This window comes from Candidatus Paceibacterota bacterium (assembly GCA_016782605.1).
In the GTDB taxonomy this organism is placed as follows: domain Bacteria; phylum Patescibacteriota; class Minisyncoccia; order Minisyncoccales; family RBG-13-42-11; genus BS750m-G71.
Map to the genome: position 1 here is coordinate 25722 of JADHYE010000002.1, position 17897 is coordinate 43618.

Below are 17897 nucleotides of genomic sequence, written 5' to 3' on the forward strand. Positions count from 1 at the left end.
AATTAAAACAATTTTCTAGCCTCTTCCCATATTTCAGGCTTATTCTGCTTCTCTTTCATCCAGTACCACCATTCAGCTCCCCAAAGATAAACTTTCCTGAATCCTGTTTTTCTGATAGATTCAATATTCTTCTTAAACTGCGACAAATTCATTGTTTTTTCCTGTTCTTCAAGAGATACTTCCTGCAAAGCCGCGGTGGACCCCCACGGCTCTGCCTGCATTTCAACGCAAATCACTTCCTTATGAAACAGCTTCTCAATAATTTTCGCCTTCCTGGCGTAGAAAGTCGGAGGAAAAGGATAAGTGATGTACATTTTCAGCTGGTGGAACCAAACCTTTTTGTACCAGGTAGTGCCGACAATATCTCCTAATCTGGCTGAGGCTACCCAGAAAGAGCCTTCTCCACTATCAGTTATGACAACCGGTCTTTTGGGATCTAACGATTTAACCAACTCTATTTCTTTTTTTAAAAAATCAGAATCAACCCATAGGCATTCGCCAAAAGGAAAGAAAGGCTCGTTTTCCACCTGCCAAGCCCAAATAGCTTCAGAATCCCTGTAGCGTAAAACAATGTTTTCAAGCAACTTTAAAATTCTCTGCTGCTGCTCTTCTTTGCTCAAATTCTTTGCCCACTCTGGCAAATGGCATTCTGGCCAGCGCGGCGCTTTCATGCCAATGACCAAAAGCAGCTGGACTTTGTTTTCTTCAGCTATCCTTACCTGCCAATCCAAATCTTCAAAAAGATAATTATCCTTTTCCGGCTCAATCAAATCCCAATAAGCGCCCAGCTTCAAATGTTTAACGTTCAAATCGTCAATCAAAGCCAAATACGTTTCCTGCCAGTCCAAGCCCAAAGACTGAGCCTGCTTCTGGGAAAAATTAGCTCCCCAGACAATGCCTTGGGTCGGTTCTCTTTTACCGACAAAAAGATAACAGGCAAAGACCAATAATAGAATTAAAATTATGAGGAAAAACATTTTAGTCTTCATTTTGTTACCAATAGCGCCAATCCCAAAACGATCAGCAAAATGGCGATTACTCTTTGAATAATAATTCTCTTGGAAAAAGATTCCTTTAAAACATGGGGAAACTTCCAGGAAATGAAAATGCTCAGAATCAGCAAGAAAGCATACTGTACTCCCTGTAAAGCGTTGATAAAAGCAACAGAGGCTAAAGGAACCAGAGCTATCGCCCAGTTCTGCAAAATGCCGGCTCCTGCTCCCACTGTCTGGTTAGCGGCGACAATTGCCAAAGACTTTTTCTGAAGCCCGTCTTGAGGAGCAAATATCTGCTTTTTAACGTCAGGCCAGATAATAAATAAAAACAAAGCCAGCAAAGCGCCTCCCAGCCTCGTCCAAATCAAACCGTTCAAAAACGGCTGTTCCAAATAAACGTACTTTGTCATGACAAAATACAAAGAAAAAAGAAAAGCAGACAATAAGGACAATTTTAAGCCTTTCACATTAATTGATTTTTCCCTTTCAAAAGTGATTAGAACGCTGCCGAATATCAATATGGCAAAAGAAACAATTTCATAAAAAGACAATGTTTCTTTGCCGAAAGAAAAAAGGTAAATCAGGAAAAACGTAAAAATGGGCGTTAAGGCGCCTACGGCCGGCACCACCTGGGAAACATTGAATTTCTGCAAAGCTTTGAAAAACCAAAAAAGCGCCAGGACAAAAGAAGCGCCTGCCCCAAAACTCAACAAAAGCTGAAAAAGGGAAGGAACGTAAAAATCAACAAAAGGAATGAGGAAAATTAAAAATATACCGGCAATACCGATAAGAAAAGCGTAAACCTTTGGATTAGGAATGGAACTGACCAAAAGATACTTATCCACCAAAAAAACCACAGCCATTATAAGATAAGCGACGATTGTAACGGTTAGCCAAAGCATATTTTTTAATTGGAAGAAATTGCTTCTGCTATTTTAAACGTTCCTGATTTTTCCCCTTCGACAAAGCCCTGCATGGCTGCTTCTGCCAAATAGCCTTTTTCCAACCAGTCAAAAAGCCATTGATTGATATAATTCGGATTTTCCTGCAAAAGCCCGAAGCCTGATTTTAAAAGCCACCTCTTATTGAATTCTTCCTGGGAACCGATAGTGGGAGCAATGATCATCGGCAGACCCAAAACAGAATAAAAGGAAAGTTCTGATGGTTTTGTCCACAAGATATCTGTTTTTCTCAAAGCCTGGTTGAATTTTGCAAAATAGTTATTAATATCTTTGGCAAAAATAATTTCAGTTCCAAACCCCTTAGTATTCTTTTCAAAATAATCTTTGACTTTCTCTTTGGTACCGGCAACCAAAATAACCCTAATTTCTTTTCTTTTTATCTTCTCTGCCAGCTTCTTAACGATTTTAACCCCGATTTCCTTCTGCGCGCCCGCTCCCCCGACAGCAAACATCAAGGTCAGAATATGGTCTGATTTTGCAGGCAAACTGCCCAAATAACTTTGAATCAAAGGCTCATAATGCCTGGAAAACCTTTTCCCAAGGTCAAGATTTAAAAGCCGGAATTTTAAATCATTTTTCAATGTTTCCAAATTCTCACTACCTGTATTCTCTGAGGGCAGGGGGTAGCCGGTTAAAACAACATTCTCTTCTTTAACTCCGTAAAGCTTCAACCTGTCAGCCACCCTTTCTGTCGGAACGAAATATTTGATTCTGCTTTTTTGGGGATCAAAAGGAGCCCAGGCCCGGGAAACATCAGCATCGCAAACAATGCAGAAAATATCGCCAGGATAATCAAAATATTCAGCCATAAAAGCCGGCACGAAAAAAGTACTGACAAAAGGAATATCTTTTCCAGAAGAAGACAATTTTTCAATAAAGTGCTTGCCCCAGCCTTTTTTAATCAATGAGAAGGTCTGCTTCAATTGAAGGCTTGGCTTGGATAAGGTTTTGTTAGGATAAAAACTGAGGATTCTCTGGAAATAATCAAAAACAAAAAAAATGAACTGGCCGATTAAAGGAATTTTCTTGAATTTTGAAACGAATTCATAGCTTTTTCTTGTCGTTTCCCAAATCTTTCTGTCTTTTTCTGGAATACCGGGATAATCATTGGCATTGACAACCTCTCCCTCAAAAGCCAAACCCCTCAGAGGATAAGCTGTCCTCTGGTGGCCGTAGCCCATGTTTACGGAAACAATCCAAGCCCCATTGGAAAATCTTTGATTTCTAACGGGGTAAACTTTTTTGTTTGTCTCTGGCATGTTCTTTTATTATATCTCATTTTCAGTATTTGAGAAATTTCAGCTTCTGGTTTTCCTGCGTCCGCCAGACTATCATTACCAAAACAGTATAGGAAACTAATAAAAATAGCCAGTGAACGTTTTCAAATCTCAAAGAAGCAAAAGGAAACCTGGAAAACATGTCTATAATCCTGGTCAGATAAGCCAGAGATAACCAGACCGGGAAAGAAAGCAAAACTGCTAAAGGCCAAAAAACCATCCCGGCCAAACCGAAAACAAAAATCAAAATGGTGATCAACGCCAAAAAAGGAACTATCAGAATATTGGCAATAGGAGAAACTAAAGGCATGTAGCCGAAATTATAAATTAAAATCGGCAGAGTGAAAACTTGGGCAGAGAGAGTAGCCTCAAGCGTGGTTTTTAAAGGAAAAAATCTGAAATTCGGAACCTTCTTCAAAATCTCAGAAAAAACTGGCTGTAGACAAACCATTCCCAATATGGCCAGAAAAGACAATTGGAAACCAACGTCCAATTCCAGAATCAAAGGATTAAAAAGCAGCATGATAACTGCCGCAAAAACAACCGCTCTTGAAGAAACATTCATCCTACCCAAGTACTGGCAAAGCAAGAACAATCCAGCCATAATGCCTGCCCTGACAGCAGAAGCCGGAGCGCCGATCATTAAAATGTAAAGAAGCAGCAAAACGATTGAAAGGTAAAAAGCGTGTTTTCTCCAAAGGCCGAAAGAAAGAAGAAAGCTCAAAATGACTACTGAAATAATGGTTGTATTCATTCCGGAAACTGCGGCAATATGCCTGGTGCCGGTAAAATTCAGCTTGTCCTTCCATTCCTGAGAAATGTTGTTTTCATCTCCGAAAGCCAAGGCTTCCAACAATCCTTCCTGGGGTAGGGGAATCAATTTGCGGCTGATTTCCTTGAATCTGTTTTTAAAAGAAAAAAGGGGCTCCATGATAGGATTACCGAAACCAGAATCTACAAGCTCTATTTTGGGAAAGCTCATTACAGAATAGATCTTGTCTTTTTTAAGATAATCCTGATAGTTAAATCCTTCAAAAACAGGAGGTGATTCCAGACGGCCTGCAATCACCAGTTTGTCTCCGTATTGGTATTCAGGATAACGCCAGCTGGTAACCAAAACATAGCCTGAAATGCTGAATGGCTCTCCGTTAATTTCCAGTTCCTCACTCTTAACTTTTATCTTTATACTTTTTTCCCTTACATCGGGCTCGTCATCAACCATACCCATTAAAGTCACTTGCTGTTCCTGGTCATTATACTGTCTCATTTCATTGTCAAAAGCCATTAATTCAGCTTTTCCATGCCACCAAGCCCCAAAAACCAAAAACAGAATGCAAAAACCCACGACAGCAACATAACGCCCCCAGAAAACAGATATGAGCATAATCGATAAAACCAAAACAAAACCAAAATGCAAAAAATTAAAAGAGAAAAGAGAATTTAAAAAAATGCCTCCGATAAACGAAAGGCAAATGAAGAAAAATGTACGAGATTTACTCATCTACTAAAACCCAGTAGTAATCACCGTCACTTTTATCTCTCCCTGCTTTAATTTTTCATCCTGCACTGCGCCGAATATTATCTTAGCTTCAGGATTTACTTCTCTGGTAATAATTCTGGCCACCTCGTCAATCTCAGAAAGAGAAATATCTTTTCCTCCAGAAACATTAAATAAAACGCCTTTAGCTCCCTTAACCGATATATCCAGCAAAGGAGAGTTAATGGCAGCCAAAGCTGCTTTTTCCGCCCTGCCCTCGCCTTGGGCCGTACCTACTCCGAAAAGAGCGGAACCTGCATCCTTCATAATTGCTTTAACGTCAGCGAAATTAACGTTAATGATTCCGGGCAACAGAATTAAATCTGAAATTCCCTGGACTGCCTGTCGAAGAATATCATCGCACACCCAGAAAGCATTGACCAAAGAAGTCTTACTATCTAAAAAGGAAAGAAGCTTGTCGTTGGAAATACAAATCAAGGTGTCAACGTTTTCTTTCAAACGCCTGATGCCGTTTTCCGCCATTCTCTGCCTGACCTGGCCTTCAAAAGAAAAAGGCTTGGTTACCACAGCTAAAGTCAAAGCGCCTGACTCTTTTGCGATTTCAGCTACTACCGGGCCAGCTCCTGTCCCTGTACCGCCGCCTGCGCCGTAAGTGATAAAAACCATATCAGACCCTTTTAAAACCTCTGCAATTTCCTGGCGATTTTCTAAAGCTGATTTCCTGCCGATTTCAGGATTCATGCCAGCTCCCAAACCTTGGGTTATTTTTCTGCCGATTCTCAGCTTCACCTCTGCCCTGGCTCTGGCCAAGTCCTGCGCGTCAGTGTTAATAGCAACCAACTCAACGCCTTTTATGTCGCATTTTGCCATCCTGGAAACAGCGTTCAAACCCGAACCGCCAACGCCGACAACTCTTATTTTTGTACTGGTCTTCTGCATAAATATTAAGGTATGAAGTTTTTAATTGCTTTTTTAAGTTTGCTGCCAATTCCGCTTGAGCCCCCTTCAAATCCCTGCCAGCTGCTTGATTCTTCCAAATTAGCTCCTCGCAAAATTAATCCGCAAACAGTGGCATAGCTCAGATCGTCTTCCAATTCAGGAAAAGAAGAAATCTTTCCCATGCGGCAAGGCAGTTTTAATTCCTTCCTGGCTAATTCCACGATCTTTGGCAGTTTTGTTCCGCCGCCGGTCAAAACAACTCCGCCGGCCAATGGCTCCTGCTTTGAAAATTGCTTCAATTCTTTTTGCACTTCTCCGAAAATCTCTGAAACCCTTGCTTCAATAATATTGCTTAAAGCTTTGTGCGAAAAAACCAAAGGCTCTTCTCCTTCAATGTTGATTTTTTCCTTTTTTTCTTTCCCTTTTGAAAAACAACTGCCCAGCTTCAGCTTTATAGTTTCAGCAGTATCAATATCCGTTCTTAAGCCGACAGTAATATCTGAAGTTATATTGGCTGAACCTATCGGAAAAACAGCCAAGTCAGCCAAATCTCCTTCTCTGAAAACAGCCAATTGGGAAGTGCCAGCGCCAATGTCCAAAAGAGCTGTTCCTATTTCTTTCTGCCTTTGCGAAAGAACAGCTGAAGCTGCAGCTATTGAAGAAGGAATTACATCCAAAACCTGCAGATTAGCGTCCAAAACCGCCTGGACCAAATTGTTTTTGTAAGGGACGAAACTGCTTAAAATCAAAACTTCTGTTTCCAGCCTGCTGCCCTGTAAGCCTTCAGCAGATTTAATCTCCCCTATACCGTCAACAATGAATTCCTTAGGAACAGTTTCCAATGGTTCGTTGTTCGAAGGCAGGGCCACAGCTTTAACAGCTTCCTGCAAAACCCTTTCTACGTCCTCCCTTGAAATATTTCTGTCAGCCCGGGAGACAGCTACCATTCCCCTAGAATGGGTGCAGGAAAGATGGCTGCCGCCGATATTAATGAAAACTGAATTGATTTTCTGGCCTACTTCGCTTCTTGCTTTATCAACCAAAATCTGAATAAGTCTGGAAACCCGTTCTGTATCAATGACAACTCCTCTTCTGATGCCCAAAGAAGGCTCTTCTCCCTGAAACAACACCTCAAAATCAGACTCATCATCCTTTTTCGAGGCAACCAATAATTTAATATTGCTTGAGCCTATGTCCAAGCCTGTTATGATTTGCGCTTTAGCCATAAATTCAAATAATAGTTTTCTTTTTCCCCCATTATTGCAGCTTGTTTTTTGGATTTCTCGTGCTCGTATCCCAAAAGATGCAAAACAGAATGAATTAAAACTTTAGCTAATTCGGTTTTAAAAGGAAAACTAAATTTCTTTGCGTTTTCCCTGACTTTTTTTAAACAAATGACTATTTCTCCTGAATCATCATATAGAAAGGATAGAACGTCTGTCACTTTATTTTTCTTTCGGTATTTCCTGTTCAATTCCTTTATTTTAACGGGACTAACCAGAACAATGGATAAATCCAATTTCTTCTTATTCAAGACAATTTTAGCAACTTTCTTTAAAAAAGTATAATCAGACGAACTAACTAAATTATTTATTTCAATCATACTTACTCTAAAAAATAAAAGTTATTTGAGGTTTCACGCACATAATTTTCTATCCGGACAGTTGCACTGAATCAATAAAGTACTCATTAAAAATAGCTTTTACGATCATAGTTTCTACTAAACCGTTAGGGGTTTTTTTAGGCCACATTTTTACTATAAATTTGTAATCTGTCCAACTTATAGCTTCAATTTTTAATATTCCAAAATCTGGATAAAGCATTCCTACCTCTCTCGAAAAATTAGGATTAATTAAAACTAATTCAGAATCTGATTTTAAAAACTGTTCCCTTGCATTCTCGGTAAGATAAATAAGTGCCTGTTCTTTATTCATATTAAAACGGGATTCCATAAAACCTTTTACTGTTTCTACCGCTGATTTAGAAACCATATTTAAAATTAGCTCAACCTCCGCCCAAGATTCTTCTCCGTTCATCTCTCCGACCCAAGCTGTATGCTCTTTCTCAATATTTGATAAATCTAAATAGCCAGTATTTAATATGGGTAAATAATTTACAGCAACAGATCCAATTGCTTCTTCGTTTGGATTAGCTACTTCTACCCAACTTATATCAAATACGCCTGATTTTATCTCGCCAAAAGGGACTGTAAACCCTTCTATTTCTCCCGAGGCTAACCTATAAGTTCCGATATAGCCTCCGCGAGAATCTATTGTAAAATTTATTGCATTGGGCAAATAAGAGGAATTCCAATTATAAGAAGTAATTTTAATCTCCCCATCTGCAATTAAAGGATCTCCAGGAGTTTTAAAAGTTACACACCTATTATTAGGTTTGTTCAATTTATTAAATAATTTATAAGTATATTTATGCTCCGAAATTAATGGAACGATATCTGCACATTCTTCTTCTATTATTGATATTGGACCAGATGTTGATGTTGTAGATAATAAAGTTGGCACTGTGGTAATAGTTTTCGTTGTCCTCAAATACTGCCAAGCTAAAATCCCTCCGATAAGAATAACAGCAATAATTACTAAAATCCAAATTTTAGAAAAACTTTTTGGCATAGATTTCAATCATTTTTCGGAGCTAAAAATTCTTTAACGATCTGGCCAACTAAGTTACCGTCAGCCTTTCCTTTGACCTGAGGCATCAATTCTTGCATCACTTTTCCCATATCTTTCATTTCGGAAGCTCCGATCTTTTCAATCGCCTCTTTAACCAGTTTTCTGATATCTTCTTCTGGCATCTGCTCTGGCAAATAGGCTGATAAAATAGCCAGCTCTTCTTTTTCTTTATTTGCCAAATCCTTCCTGTTGCCTTTTTCAAACTCAACGATTGATTCTTTCCTTTTCTTGGCCTCAAAAGCAATAACTTCCATTGCTTCCTCGTCGGTCAATAAAGCCTCTTTTTCTTCTTTGCTTTTAAATCTCTTTTCCTTCTCTTTATTCAAAAAAGCAGCTAAAAGCTGCCTGAAAACAGAAACCGCCAATGGCTTATTGCCCTTAATGGATAAATTAAGTTCTGATTGGATTTTTTCTTTTAGGCTCATAGATTATTTTTTTTCCAAGCCGAATTTCCTGAGCTTTTCGTATTCCTTTGTAAGCTTTTCCCTTCTTAAGGCAGCTCTTTTTTTCATTGTTTCGCTTTTCGGTCTGCGGAAAAAACGGCCCCTTCTCGCCCTGAGCAAAACGCCGCTTTTTTGCACTTTTTTGGTAAAACGGCGAATCAGGCTTTGAGAGTTTTCTCTACCTTGTTTTTCCACTTCAATGACCATTTTTTTTCTGCTCATATGTTAAATATTTCTCATTGGGATTTCCCCTTTCCATCCGCCCAAAAGATGAAGATGGATGTGCGGGATATGCCCGGTTTTTCCGACGTTAAAGATAAATTTGCAAGCATGGAAAATATTCTCTTTAATGGCAACTTTTTTAGCGGCTGATATGACTTGAGATAAAAGAGCCAAATCCTTGTCATCAAATTCCTCCTTCCACTCCAAATGTTTTTTAGGAATGAAAAGATAGTGAATGGGCGCTTCAGAAGAAATGTTCTTAAAGCCCAATACTGTTTCGCTCTCAAAAACAATATCTGATGGTTCTTCCTTGTTTGCAATTCGACAAAATACGCATTCCATATATTAATGTTTGCTTTTTAAACGCTTTTGCATTTCTTTGACAGTTCTTTCCAATTTTATTGTTTCCTGCTTGCCTGTTTTCATATCTCTGATTATGATCGTACCATCCAGGCTTTCTTTCTGTCCCAAAAGCAAAGTGTATTTCGCTTCCAGCTTGTCAGCCATTCTTAATTGGGCTTTTAAAGAATCCTTGCCGAAAGACTCTGCCACCTGAATCTTAACCTTTCTGAAGTCTTCCAAAAGCTTCAAGCTTTTTCTTTTAGCCATGGTGCCGAGTTGGGCCAAGAAAATCGTAGCGGTAGCTGGCTTTACACCTTTCATTTCTTTGCTCTTCATAATGCTGACCACCCTTTCTATGCCCATAGCTCCGCCGACAGCTTTCGTTTCTTCGCCTCCCAGCAGTTTGATTAATCCGTCGTAGCGTCCGCCTCCGACCAAAGCTCTTTTTAAAGAAGATTCTTTTTCTTCTGCTTTTTTCGGAACCTCAACGAAAATCTCAAAAGCGGTTTTAGTATAATAATCCAATCCCCTGACCAGATAAGGATTCAAGCGGTAAGGCAATTCGGTCTCGTCGAGAAACTCCAGAACTCCTTTAAAATGGCTATGGCATTCTTCGCAAAGATGGTCGATAAGCTGGGGCGCCTGGCTGACTATCCTCTGGCACTTTTCCTCTTCGCAATCCAATATCCTTAATGGATTTTCTTTCAATCTGCGACGGCAATCCACACACAAAGAAGCATCCCTTGATTTAAAATAGCTAACCAGAAGCTTTTTGTAATAAGGCCTACACTGATTGTCTCCTATGCTGTTTATTTCAACAATTAAGTTTTTTATCTTCAATTCGCTCAGAATATTGTAAAAAATTTGGATAGTCTGGGCGTCAAGCACTGGATTGTCGTCTCCGATAATTTCAACGTTCAACTGGTTGAACTGGCGGAATCTGCCTGCCTGGGGATGCTCGTACCTGAATACCGGACCAATTGAATATAGTTTAACTGGCTGAGGCAAAGACTGCATGCCGTGTTCCAGATAAGCCCTGACAATGCCAGGAGTGAATTCCGGCCTCAAAGTCAGATGGTCTCCTCCTTTTGTCCTTAAAGTGAACATCTGCTTCTGGACAATATCAGTTGTCAATCCTGTTCCTTTTTCGTAAAGAGCTGTATCTTCCAAAATCGGAGTATCTATCTTTTGAAAACTGTAAAAGTTAAGCACTGTTTCACAGGCATTGTAAATCTTTTGGAAATATCCCTGGTCTTCTGGCAAAATATCGTGCATGCCTGTTGGCGCTTGGAATTTTAGTTTTTTCATACCCGGTAGTAGAAATTCGACAATTAAATTATTAAATTGTCAAAATTCTCTTTTATAATTGATTAATTAAATTATTTTTGTATATGCCCTGTAGGACTTTTGGTTTTTCTTCGAAAAAACCCAGTCGAATTTTCACTACCGGGCATATGAATTATTGGCTTGGTGAATATGCCGGCGTTTCTATTTTTGCTGAAGCGCTCACTGGCCAAGCCTTAATCCAGGTTCGGCCAATGATATCTTCCCTAGACAAATTTCCCCATCTTCTTGAATCTGCTGAAACAGCCCGGTTGTCGCCCAAAACAAAATAATCGTCTTCTTCAAGAATTATTTGCTGGCTTCCGGCAGTAAAAACAGAAGAGGAAAGATATGCTGACTCGTCCAAAACCCTACCGCCTTCCTCATTGTAAATAACAACTTTGCCGTCACCTATTTCTATTGTTTCTCCGGGCAAACCGATGATTCTTTTAATATAACGCTGGGAAGGATCATTGGGATATTTGAAAACAATCACTTCTCCTCTTAAAGGATCCCTGAACCTGTAAGAAATTTCATCAATAATAAGATAATCACCGTTCTCAAAATTGGGCTCCATTGACTGACCCCTAACGAAAAACGGCTGAAAAATAAAATAGCGGATGGGAATAACGATCAGCAGAGCCAAAATGACTATCTTGCTGATCTCCCACATGAATAGCAAAAAAGACTTCATACTTTTCTAATTATATCAGAATTTTTATGATTATCAATAGATAATGTTATAATATAAGATTATGGTATTGATTGTTGGCCTGGGAAATCCGGGAGAAAAATACGAAAAAACAAGGCATAATGTCGGCTTTAAAACGATAGATAAAATCGCTGAAATTTTTGATTTCCCAATCTTTACTTCCAAACCTATTTTCAAAGCTGAAATTTCAAAAGGAACGTACGATAATAAAAAGATTGTTTTAGCCAGGCCCAAAACCTTCATGAATCTTTCGGGACAAACAGTAAAACTGCTGGTTAAAAGCTTAAAAACTAAAGATTTAATCGTTATTCACGACGATATCGACATTCCTTTGGGTAAGATAAGAATCGCCGATAACCGGGGAGCAGCCAACCATAAGGGCGTAGAATCAATAATCAACGAACTAAAAACAAAGAGCTTCATAAGATTACGCATCGGTATAAAGCCGAAAACAAAGATTAAAGCTTTAGACAGATTCGTTCTTCAAAAGTTTAATAAAGAAGAAGAAAAGATTGTAGAAGAAGTTATTAAAAAAGCCGCCGAAGCGGTTGAAACAATAGTGAGTAAAGGACTGCAAAAGGCGATGAATACATATAACAAATAAAATAGCGGGGCAACGATTCGAACGTTGTCCCCGCCCAGTTTACTTCTTGCTTTTTTTATCGCGATACATGCGTTCTTCAACAAGCTCAATCATAGATTCCAAACCATACTCGTGATCAAATCTAGACCCAGCCATTCCCCATGAGAATTTTGGAAATACTTCTTGAATACGCTGGATAATACTCATACTAGCTATTAAATTTACATCTAATAGAAGTAGAATAAACTCGTCTCCAGCATCGCTATGCCACCTTGCGCAAATGTCTAAAGGACGAATATTTGCGAATATGGCTTGAGCAAATTCTTTAATTGCCATATCCCCAGCCCTATGCCCCCGTGTATCGTTGATCAATTTCAATCCGTCCATGTCAAGCATCGCCAAGGAAACTATTTGATTGTCTCTTTCGGCACGATTTAGTATCTTGCCAGCTATCCGCAGAAATTCTTTCCGAGTCATCGCGCCCGTTAGGGGGTCGCGAATCTCTATTATCTCGGGATTACGAAAAGCCACAGAAGCAGCTTCGATTCTCTTTTTCAGCATTGTTCCTTCCTTATAGAATAATATTAAGAGCAAAAATATTTCGCCCTCGAGTCTACCTGCAAGCGTTATGAATCAGGAACAAAAGTCCAAATCCGTAACCTAGGGCACTAAGTTAAAGGAGGGATAACTTAGAATCCATCCTCCTGTTATCTCTAAAAGAGAGAACAGGGTTAAGCCACTGGCAGGCAGACTGTAAGGCGAAACTTTGACAAAAAACAACGATATATTATATATTATACATAATTGAATGAATTTGTCAACCCCGTTAGAAATTTTACATTTGTAGGTATTTAGAACAATTATTTATTATTCTTAAAATTAACTATTGGGTAATGCCTATGGATCAAAAATTTCTAACGGGGTCAATGATAGAAAGACTTTTAATTTGTAGTATCACCCCCTACTTTTTGGGAAAGGGGAACTTTTGGCTTAAAGAAAACCTTGACAAACTCCTGGAAGCGAAGAAAACCCAAGCCTTTTTCCAAGACAATATCCTCTTTCTAATGAAAAACCAGAAAAACAACCTTTCTGAGACCCTAAGGAAACTTGACGAAATGGGATACGAAAGGGTTTGGCAGGTTTCAGAACCGGGAGAATTCTCGCAACGAGGAGGAATTGTTGATGTTTTCCCCGTTAATTCAATGAAAGCAGCAAGATTGGAATTCCTGGGAAACAAAATTGAAAATATAGAACAGCTTCCCATAGAAATCAAGGATGAAAAATCAGCAAAAGAGATTTTAAAAAAGAAATTGAAATCGCAAAAGCTTTTTTCCGATTTAAAGGGACTAAAACCCGGAGAATATTTAGTTCATCTGGACCACGGCATCGGAATTTACTTCCAGCAGATAACAATTGATAACCAGCAGTATTATCAATTGGAATATGCGCAAGGCGATAAATTATATGTGCCATTGGGGCTGGAAAGAAAACTGTCAAGATACGTTGGTTTTATCGAACCGAAAATCTCCAGATTAAGCTCCTCTCTTTGGCAAAGGGTAAAAAGAAAGATAAAAGAAGAGACGGAAAAACTGGCCAAAGAGCTTTTAGAAATCTATGCTAAAAGGGAAATTGCCACCCGTCCGTCTTACTTACTAGAAGAAGAAATCCAACAGCATTTGTCAGATACTTTCAAATACGAGGAAACACCTGACCAATTACAGGCTATTGAAGACATTAAAAAAGACATGGAAAAGCAAGAGCCAATGGACAGAATTGTTTGCGGAGACGTAGGCTTTGGTAAAACTGAAGTGGCTTTAAGGGCAATAATAAAAGCGGTAATTTCTAACAGGCAGGCAGTAATGATCTGTCCCACAACCATTCTGGCCAATCAACATTTCCAGAAGTTTCAGGAAAGATTAGGAAGCTTGCCGATAAAAATAGCGTTGTTGTCACGGCTACAAACGAAAAAAGAACAAAAACAAATAATTGAAGAATTAAAGACCGGTAAAATTGACATTGCCATCGGCACTCATCGTCTTTTATCGAAAGATATTGATTTTAAGAATCTCGGACTTTTGATTATTGATGACGAACAAAGATTCGGCGTAAAGCAAAAAGAGAGATTAAAAAAAATGAGGACTTCTCTGGATGTTTTGTCGCTATCTGCCACGCCTATCCCCCGAACACTATATATGGCGCTTTCTTCGCTAAAAAACATCAGCTTGATTCAAACGCCTCCTGTCGGACGCTTACCAATTAAAACTTTTCTATCGCCATTTAAAAAAGAAATCATTAAAAAAGCGATTGAAAATGAAATCAAAAGAAAAGGACAAATATATTTCCTTTACAACAGGGTGGAAACGATTGAAATGATAAAAGAATCGTTAAAAGAACTATTTCCCAAAGCAAGATACGCTATCGCCCACGGCAGAATGAAAGAAAAAGAACTGCTTAAAACTATGGATGATTTTCAAGACAAAAGAATTGACGTTTTAGTGGCAACGACTATTATTGAAAACGGGCTGGATTTACCGAATGTTAATACGCTGATTGTGGCTGACAGCACTCGTTTAGGCCTTTCTCAGGCGTATCAGATAAGAGGAAGGATCGGCCGTTCTCATATCCAGGCTTTTTCCTATTTCCTTTACCCCAACAAATTGTCTCCTTTAGCTAAATTAAGATTAAAAACTTTAAAAGAGGCAGAAGAATTGGGCTCTGGCTATAAAATAGCTCTGAAAGATTTGGAAATACGGGGAGCGGGCAATATCTTGGGCAAGGAGCAATCAGGCAGCATAAACCGTGTGGGTCTTAATCTCTATTGTCAAATGTTATCAGAGGTTATTGAGAAGCTAAAAATTGCCAGACCTGCCCCGTAGGAAACCGAAGGTTTTCCTTCGGGGTACTTTCTGAAGCAGTTGAGAAAATTAGACACAGCTAAATTAAAAAAGCTTGTATTTTTAAAAAACAATGCTAAATTAAAAAAACGTTCATGCAACTTATAATTGTCGAAAGCCCTACTAAAGGGAAAACACTTGAAAAATTCTTAGGCTCACAATACAGAGTCTTGTCTTCTTACGGCCACGTTAGGGATTTACCCAAGACTAAGTTTGGCATTGATGTGGAAAATGACTTTGCTCCGACATACATCATTATGCCAAAAGCCAAAAAAAACGTAGAGCTTCTGAAAAAAGAAATTAAAAAGGCAGATTCTGTAATCCTGGCTACCGATGAAGACAGGGAAGGAGAAGCAATCGCCTATCATCTGACTCAAGCTTTGGATTTAAAAGATCCAAAAAGAATTGTTTTCCACGAGATCACCAAATCAGCAATTAAAGAAGCTTTGGAAAATCCCAGAAAGATTGATATGGCTCTGGTTGACGCCCAGCAAGCCAGAAGATTTTTAGACAGAATAGTCGGATACAAACTCTCTCCTTTTTTATGGAAAAAAGTGGCCAGGGGCCTGTCTGCTGGCAGAGTCCAGTCAATAGCCGTAAAATTGGTAGTTGAAAGGGAAGAAGTAATAAAGAACTTCAAGCCCCAGGAATACTGGACTATCATTGCCCTGCTAAAGAAATCTTCTGCCTTGAAACAAATATTTGAAGCTTTTTTAATCAAAAAAGACAACAAAGTTTTAGACAAACTGGAGATATCAAACAAAAAAGAAGCAGATAAGATTGTCAAAGACTTAAATGAGGTAGAGTATAAAATATTAAATATTGATGAAAAAGAAACAAAAAGAAATCCTTTGCCGCCTTTTACCACCAGCACTTTGCAACAAACAGCCTGGCAGAAATTCAGGCTTCCGGCAAAAATAACAATGCGAATCGCCCAGGGCTTGTATGAAAAGGGTTTCATTACCTACCACCGAACCGACTCTTTAAATCTTTCAAACCAATCGCTCTTTTCCGCTAAAAAATTCATTATTGACAATTGCGGAGAAAAATATTGGCCGGGATTCCCAAGAAAATACAAAACAAAAGCAAAAGGCGCCCAGGAAGCCCACGAAGCAATAAGGCCCAGTTACCCTGACAAATCCCCTGAAAAATTAAAACTAGGCGAAGAGGATAAATCCTCTTCTTCAGCCGTCGCTGCGGCTCGGCTTTACGATTTGATCTGGCGAAGATTCGTCGCCTGCCAAATGAGCCAGGCAATCTTTGATTCTACGACCGTGGACATTTCAGCCAAAAACCATACTTTCCGGGTTAACGGACAGATGCTAAAATTTGACGGGTTCTTGAAGATTTATCCGATCAAATATGAAGAAAAAGATCTGCCGTCTTTAAAGAAAGATGAGGTTCTGAAATTAGTAAAATTAGACCCTTCACAGCACTTTACCGAACCGCCTGCCCGCTACAACGAAGCAACCATCATCAAGACCTTAGAAGAAAACGGAATAGGCAGGCCCTCAACCTATGCTCCAATTCTTTCCAATATCCAGGATAAAAACTATATTGAAAAAGACGAACAAAGAAGATTTAGGCCGACTGAAATCGGAACAGTGGTCAATAACCTTTTAGTTGCCCATTTCCCTGAAATCGTTGATATCGGTTTTACAGCCAAAATGGAAGAAGATTTGGACGAAATCGCCCAAAAAAAGAAAGAACTTGTACCGGTAATCAAAGAATTCTACAAACCATTCGAAAAGAACCTTAAACAAAAATATGAAGAGGTTTCCAAAAAAGATATCACTGAAAAACCGACGGAAAAAACCTGCCCAAAATGCGGCGCCCCTTTGTTGATACGAATCGGCAGATACGGAGAATTCTACGCCTGCTCCAAATTCCCGAAATGCCGTTATACCGAATCCTTAGAAAAAAACAATCTCGGAGTCAAATGTCCGAAATGCAAAAATGGGAAAATCGTTGAAAAGAGAACCAAAAAAAGAAAGATATTCTATGGCTGCGACCAATTCCCCAAATGCGACTTTGCCTTGTGGGATAAACCGACCGGAGAAAAATGCAAAAAATGCGACTCGCTCATGGTAAAAACGATAAGGTGGGGAGAAAAATGCTCGAATAAAGAATGTGACTTTAAAATTGAAAAAGAAAGAAAACTTTGATAATCTTAAATGAGAATTTGCCTGGGTGGCGGAATTGGTTTACGCGTACGACTCAAAATCGTATAAGAGCAATCTTGTGTGGGTTCGAGTCCCACCCCAGGCACCAATTTTAAAATCCCCTATTTGAATAAGGGATTTTTTATTCCCTCAAAATCTTCGGCTGAGAACTGGTATTATCAATCACTTTTGAGGGTTTAGCTAATTTTAATTTACCAGCAGAAATTATTAAATCGGGCTTGTCTTTCTTAAATTGCTTGATTATTTCTTTTACGTCCATTAGCGGCTTTTTGCCCGAAATATTCGCTGAAGTTTGAACAAGGGGTTTTTTGATTTTTCCAAGTAGCTTATTCAATAAAGCATAATTAGGAATCCTAAGGGCAATAGTATCTTTATTAACGCCGTATATCTTTATTTTATTTCTTCTTTTTAAAACTACTGTTGTTTTACCGGGCCAAACAGATTTTAAGAATCTTTCTTGCTTTTTGTCTATTATAGCAAGTTTTTTCGCCGTTTTCAGATTGCTTATAAAAATCGGCAAAGACTTTGTTTTTTTTCTTTTTTTAATTTTGAAAATCTTTTCAACTGCTTTTTCATTCGTCGCGTCAGCCATCAATCCGTAAACAGTATCTGTCGGGAAAACAACAATTCCGCCTTTTCTCACTATCTCAACTGCTTTTCTAATTATATTTGAGAAAGTTTTTGATGAAAGATTTAAAATTTCCATCCCGTTAGAAATTTAATAGTTTTATTTATCCCATTAGATTTCCGTAAAGAATTTCTAACGGGATTCATTTTTTTATTCTATCATTTTTTGAATTTAAAATGAAAACTGGGGACCCTTATTCAGAATCC

The 17897-nt window shown here is 38.8% G+C and carries 18 protein-coding genes and 1 tRNA gene; 4 read left to right on the forward strand and 15 right to left on the reverse strand.

What is annotated here, in order from left to right; all coding sequences use genetic code 11:
- Window positions 1-2 precede the first annotated feature (2 nt).
- The 13 genes from ISS83_00970 to lepB form a co-directional block, all read right to left on the reverse strand.
- Window positions 3-989 carry a hypothetical protein gene (locus ISS83_00970; GenBank protein MBL7142226.1) on the reverse strand — a complete coding sequence of 329 codons (987 nt, stop codon included), beginning with the start codon at window positions 987-989 and terminating at the stop codon, window positions 3-5.
- The gene (locus tag ISS83_00975) at window positions 986-1897 is read right to left on the reverse strand and encodes a DMT family transporter (GenBank protein MBL7142227.1); all 912 of its coding nucleotides are present in this window, start codon (window positions 1895-1897) and stop codon (window positions 986-988) included. Before ISS83_00975 ends, ISS83_00970 begins: the two co-directional genes overlap by 4 nt.
- 5 nt (window positions 1898-1902) lie before the next feature.
- Window positions 1903-3216: a hypothetical protein gene (locus tag ISS83_00980; protein ID MBL7142228.1), complete on the reverse strand. Its 1314-nt coding sequence runs from the start codon at window positions 3214-3216 to the stop codon at window positions 1903-1905.
- A gap of 22 nt (window positions 3217-3238) precedes the next feature.
- Window positions 3239-4618 carry a ComEC family competence protein gene (locus ISS83_00985; GenBank protein MBL7142229.1) on the reverse strand — a complete coding sequence of 460 codons (1380 nt, stop codon included), beginning with the start codon at window positions 4616-4618 and terminating at the stop codon, window positions 3239-3241.
- 120 nt (window positions 4619-4738) lie between these two features.
- Window positions 4739-5671: a cell division protein FtsZ gene (gene ftsZ, locus ISS83_00990; protein ID MBL7142230.1), complete on the reverse strand. Its 933-nt coding sequence runs from the start codon at window positions 5669-5671 to the stop codon at window positions 4739-4741.
- Between the two features lie 5 nt (window positions 5672-5676).
- Window positions 5677-6897 carry a cell division protein FtsA gene (ftsA, locus tag ISS83_00995; protein MBL7142231.1) on the reverse strand — a complete coding sequence of 407 codons (1221 nt, stop codon included), beginning with the start codon at window positions 6895-6897 and terminating at the stop codon, window positions 5677-5679.
- Window positions 6876-7274, reverse strand: a complete 399-nt coding sequence (ybeY, locus tag ISS83_01000; protein MBL7142232.1) for an rRNA maturation RNase YbeY — start codon at window positions 7272-7274, stop codon at window positions 6876-6878. The genes ftsA and ybeY overlap by 22 nt, the downstream gene beginning before the upstream one ends.
- 49 nt (window positions 7275-7323) lie before the next feature.
- Complete coding sequence (locus ISS83_01005; protein ID MBL7142233.1) at window positions 7324-8301, reverse strand: hypothetical protein; 978 nt, start codon at window positions 8299-8301, stop codon at window positions 7324-7326.
- 5 nt (window positions 8302-8306) lie between these two features.
- A complete protein-coding gene (locus tag ISS83_01010) occupies window positions 8307-8786 on the reverse strand; it encodes a GatB/YqeY domain-containing protein (protein MBL7142234.1) in 480 nt (159 codons plus the stop codon).
- A 3-nt stretch (window positions 8787-8789) separates the two neighbouring features.
- The gene (locus ISS83_01015; protein ID MBL7142235.1) at window positions 8790-9026 is read right to left on the reverse strand and encodes a 30S ribosomal protein S21; all 237 of its coding nucleotides are present in this window, start codon (window positions 9024-9026) and stop codon (window positions 8790-8792) included.
- A 3-nt stretch (window positions 9027-9029) separates the two neighbouring features.
- Window positions 9030-9368: an HIT domain-containing protein gene (locus ISS83_01020; GenBank protein ID MBL7142236.1), complete on the reverse strand. Its 339-nt coding sequence runs from the start codon at window positions 9366-9368 to the stop codon at window positions 9030-9032.
- A gap of 3 nt (window positions 9369-9371) precedes the next feature.
- A complete protein-coding gene (locus ISS83_01025) occupies window positions 9372-10676 on the reverse strand; it encodes a histidine--tRNA ligase (GenBank protein MBL7142237.1) in 1305 nt (434 codons plus the stop codon).
- Between the two features lie 151 nt (window positions 10677-10827).
- Window positions 10828-11364 (reverse strand): signal peptidase I, encoded by a 537-nt coding sequence (gene lepB, locus ISS83_01030; protein ID MBL7142238.1) that lies wholly within the window; start codon window positions 11362-11364, stop codon window positions 10828-10830.
- An 82-nt stretch (window positions 11365-11446) separates the two neighbouring features.
- On the opposite strand from lepB, the gene ISS83_01035 reads away from it, so the two are divergent.
- Window positions 11447-12007 carry an aminoacyl-tRNA hydrolase gene (locus tag ISS83_01035; GenBank protein MBL7142239.1) on the forward strand — a complete coding sequence of 187 codons (561 nt, stop codon included), beginning with the start codon at window positions 11447-11449 and terminating at the stop codon, window positions 12005-12007.
- Window positions 12008-12046: 39 nt separating this feature from the next.
- On the opposite strand, the gene ISS83_01040 is transcribed toward ISS83_01035, so the two are convergent.
- On the reverse strand, window positions 12047-12580 hold the full coding sequence (locus ISS83_01040) for a GGDEF domain-containing protein (protein ID MBL7142240.1): 534 nt from the start codon (window positions 12578-12580) through the stop codon (window positions 12047-12049).
- 332 nt (window positions 12581-12912) lie between these two features.
- On the opposite strand from ISS83_01040, the gene ISS83_01045 reads away from it, so the two are divergent.
- The 3 genes from ISS83_01045 to ISS83_01055 all read left to right on the forward strand — a co-directional run bounded on the left by ISS83_01045 (window position 12913) and on the right by ISS83_01055 (window position 17151).
- Complete coding sequence (locus ISS83_01045; GenBank protein ID MBL7142241.1) at window positions 12913-14862, forward strand: DEAD/DEAH box helicase; 1950 nt, start codon at window positions 12913-12915, stop codon at window positions 14860-14862.
- A gap of 113 nt (window positions 14863-14975) precedes the next feature.
- Entirely contained in the window at window positions 14976-17045 is a 2070-nt protein-coding gene (gene topA, locus ISS83_01050; protein MBL7142242.1) for a type I DNA topoisomerase, read from the forward strand.
- A 19-nt stretch (window positions 17046-17064) separates the two neighbouring features.
- Window positions 17065-17151, forward strand: a tRNA-Leu gene (locus ISS83_01055).
- A 33-nt stretch (window positions 17152-17184) separates the two neighbouring features.
- On the opposite strand, the gene ISS83_01060 is transcribed toward ISS83_01055, so the two are convergent.
- On the reverse strand, window positions 17185-17769 hold the full coding sequence (locus ISS83_01060; GenBank protein ID MBL7142243.1) for a threonylcarbamoyl-AMP synthase: 585 nt from the start codon (window positions 17767-17769) through the stop codon (window positions 17185-17187).
- Between the last annotated feature and the right edge of the window lie 128 nt (window positions 17770-17897).

Coding starts and splice junctions, on each gene's coding strand:
- ISS83_00970 (MBL7142226.1), bottom strand. CDS start 989: ATGAAGACTAAAATGTTTTTCCTCATAATTTTAATTCTATTATTGGTC.
- ISS83_00975 (MBL7142227.1), bottom strand. CDS start 1,897: ATGCTTTGGCTAACCGTTACAATCGTCGCTTATCTTATAATGGCTGTG.
- ISS83_00980 (MBL7142228.1), bottom strand. CDS start 3,216: ATGCCAGAGACAAACAAAAAAGTTTACCCCGTTAGAAATCAAAGATTT.
- ISS83_00985 (MBL7142229.1), bottom strand. CDS start 4,618: ATGCTCATATCTGTTTTCTGGGGGCGTTATGTTGCTGTCGTGGGTTTT.
- ftsZ (MBL7142230.1), bottom strand. CDS start 5,671: ATGCAGAAGACCAGTACAAAAATAAGAGTTGTCGGCGTTGGCGGTTCG.
- ftsA (MBL7142231.1), bottom strand. CDS start 6,897: ATGGCTAAAGCGCAAATCATAACAGGCTTGGACATAGGCTCAAGCAAT.
- ybeY (MBL7142232.1), bottom strand. CDS start 7,274: ATGATTGAAATAAATAATTTAGTTAGTTCGTCTGATTATACTTTTTTA.
- ISS83_01005 (MBL7142233.1), bottom strand. CDS start 8,301: ATGCCAAAAAGTTTTTCTAAAATTTGGATTTTAGTAATTATTGCTGTT.
- ISS83_01010 (MBL7142234.1), bottom strand. CDS start 8,786: ATGAGCCTAAAAGAAAAAATCCAATCAGAACTTAATTTATCCATTAAG.
- ISS83_01015 (MBL7142235.1), bottom strand. CDS start 9,026: ATGAGCAGAAAAAAAATGGTCATTGAAGTGGAAAAACAAGGTAGAGAA.
- ISS83_01020 (MBL7142236.1), bottom strand. CDS start 9,368: ATGGAATGCGTATTTTGTCGAATTGCAAACAAGGAAGAACCATCAGAT.
- ISS83_01025 (MBL7142237.1), bottom strand. CDS start 10,676: ATGAAAAAACTAAAATTCCAAGCGCCAACAGGCATGCACGATATTTTG.
- lepB (MBL7142238.1), bottom strand. CDS start 11,364: ATGTGGGAGATCAGCAAGATAGTCATTTTGGCTCTGCTGATCGTTATT.
- ISS83_01035 (MBL7142239.1), top strand. CDS start 11,447: ATGGTATTGATTGTTGGCCTGGGAAATCCGGGAGAAAAATACGAAAAA.
- ISS83_01045 (MBL7142241.1), top strand. CDS start 12,913: ATGATAGAAAGACTTTTAATTTGTAGTATCACCCCCTACTTTTTGGGA.
- topA (MBL7142242.1), top strand. CDS start 14,976: ATGCAACTTATAATTGTCGAAAGCCCTACTAAAGGGAAAACACTTGAA.
- ISS83_01060 (MBL7142243.1), bottom strand. CDS start 17,769: ATGGAAATTTTAAATCTTTCATCAAAAACTTTCTCAAATATAATTAGA.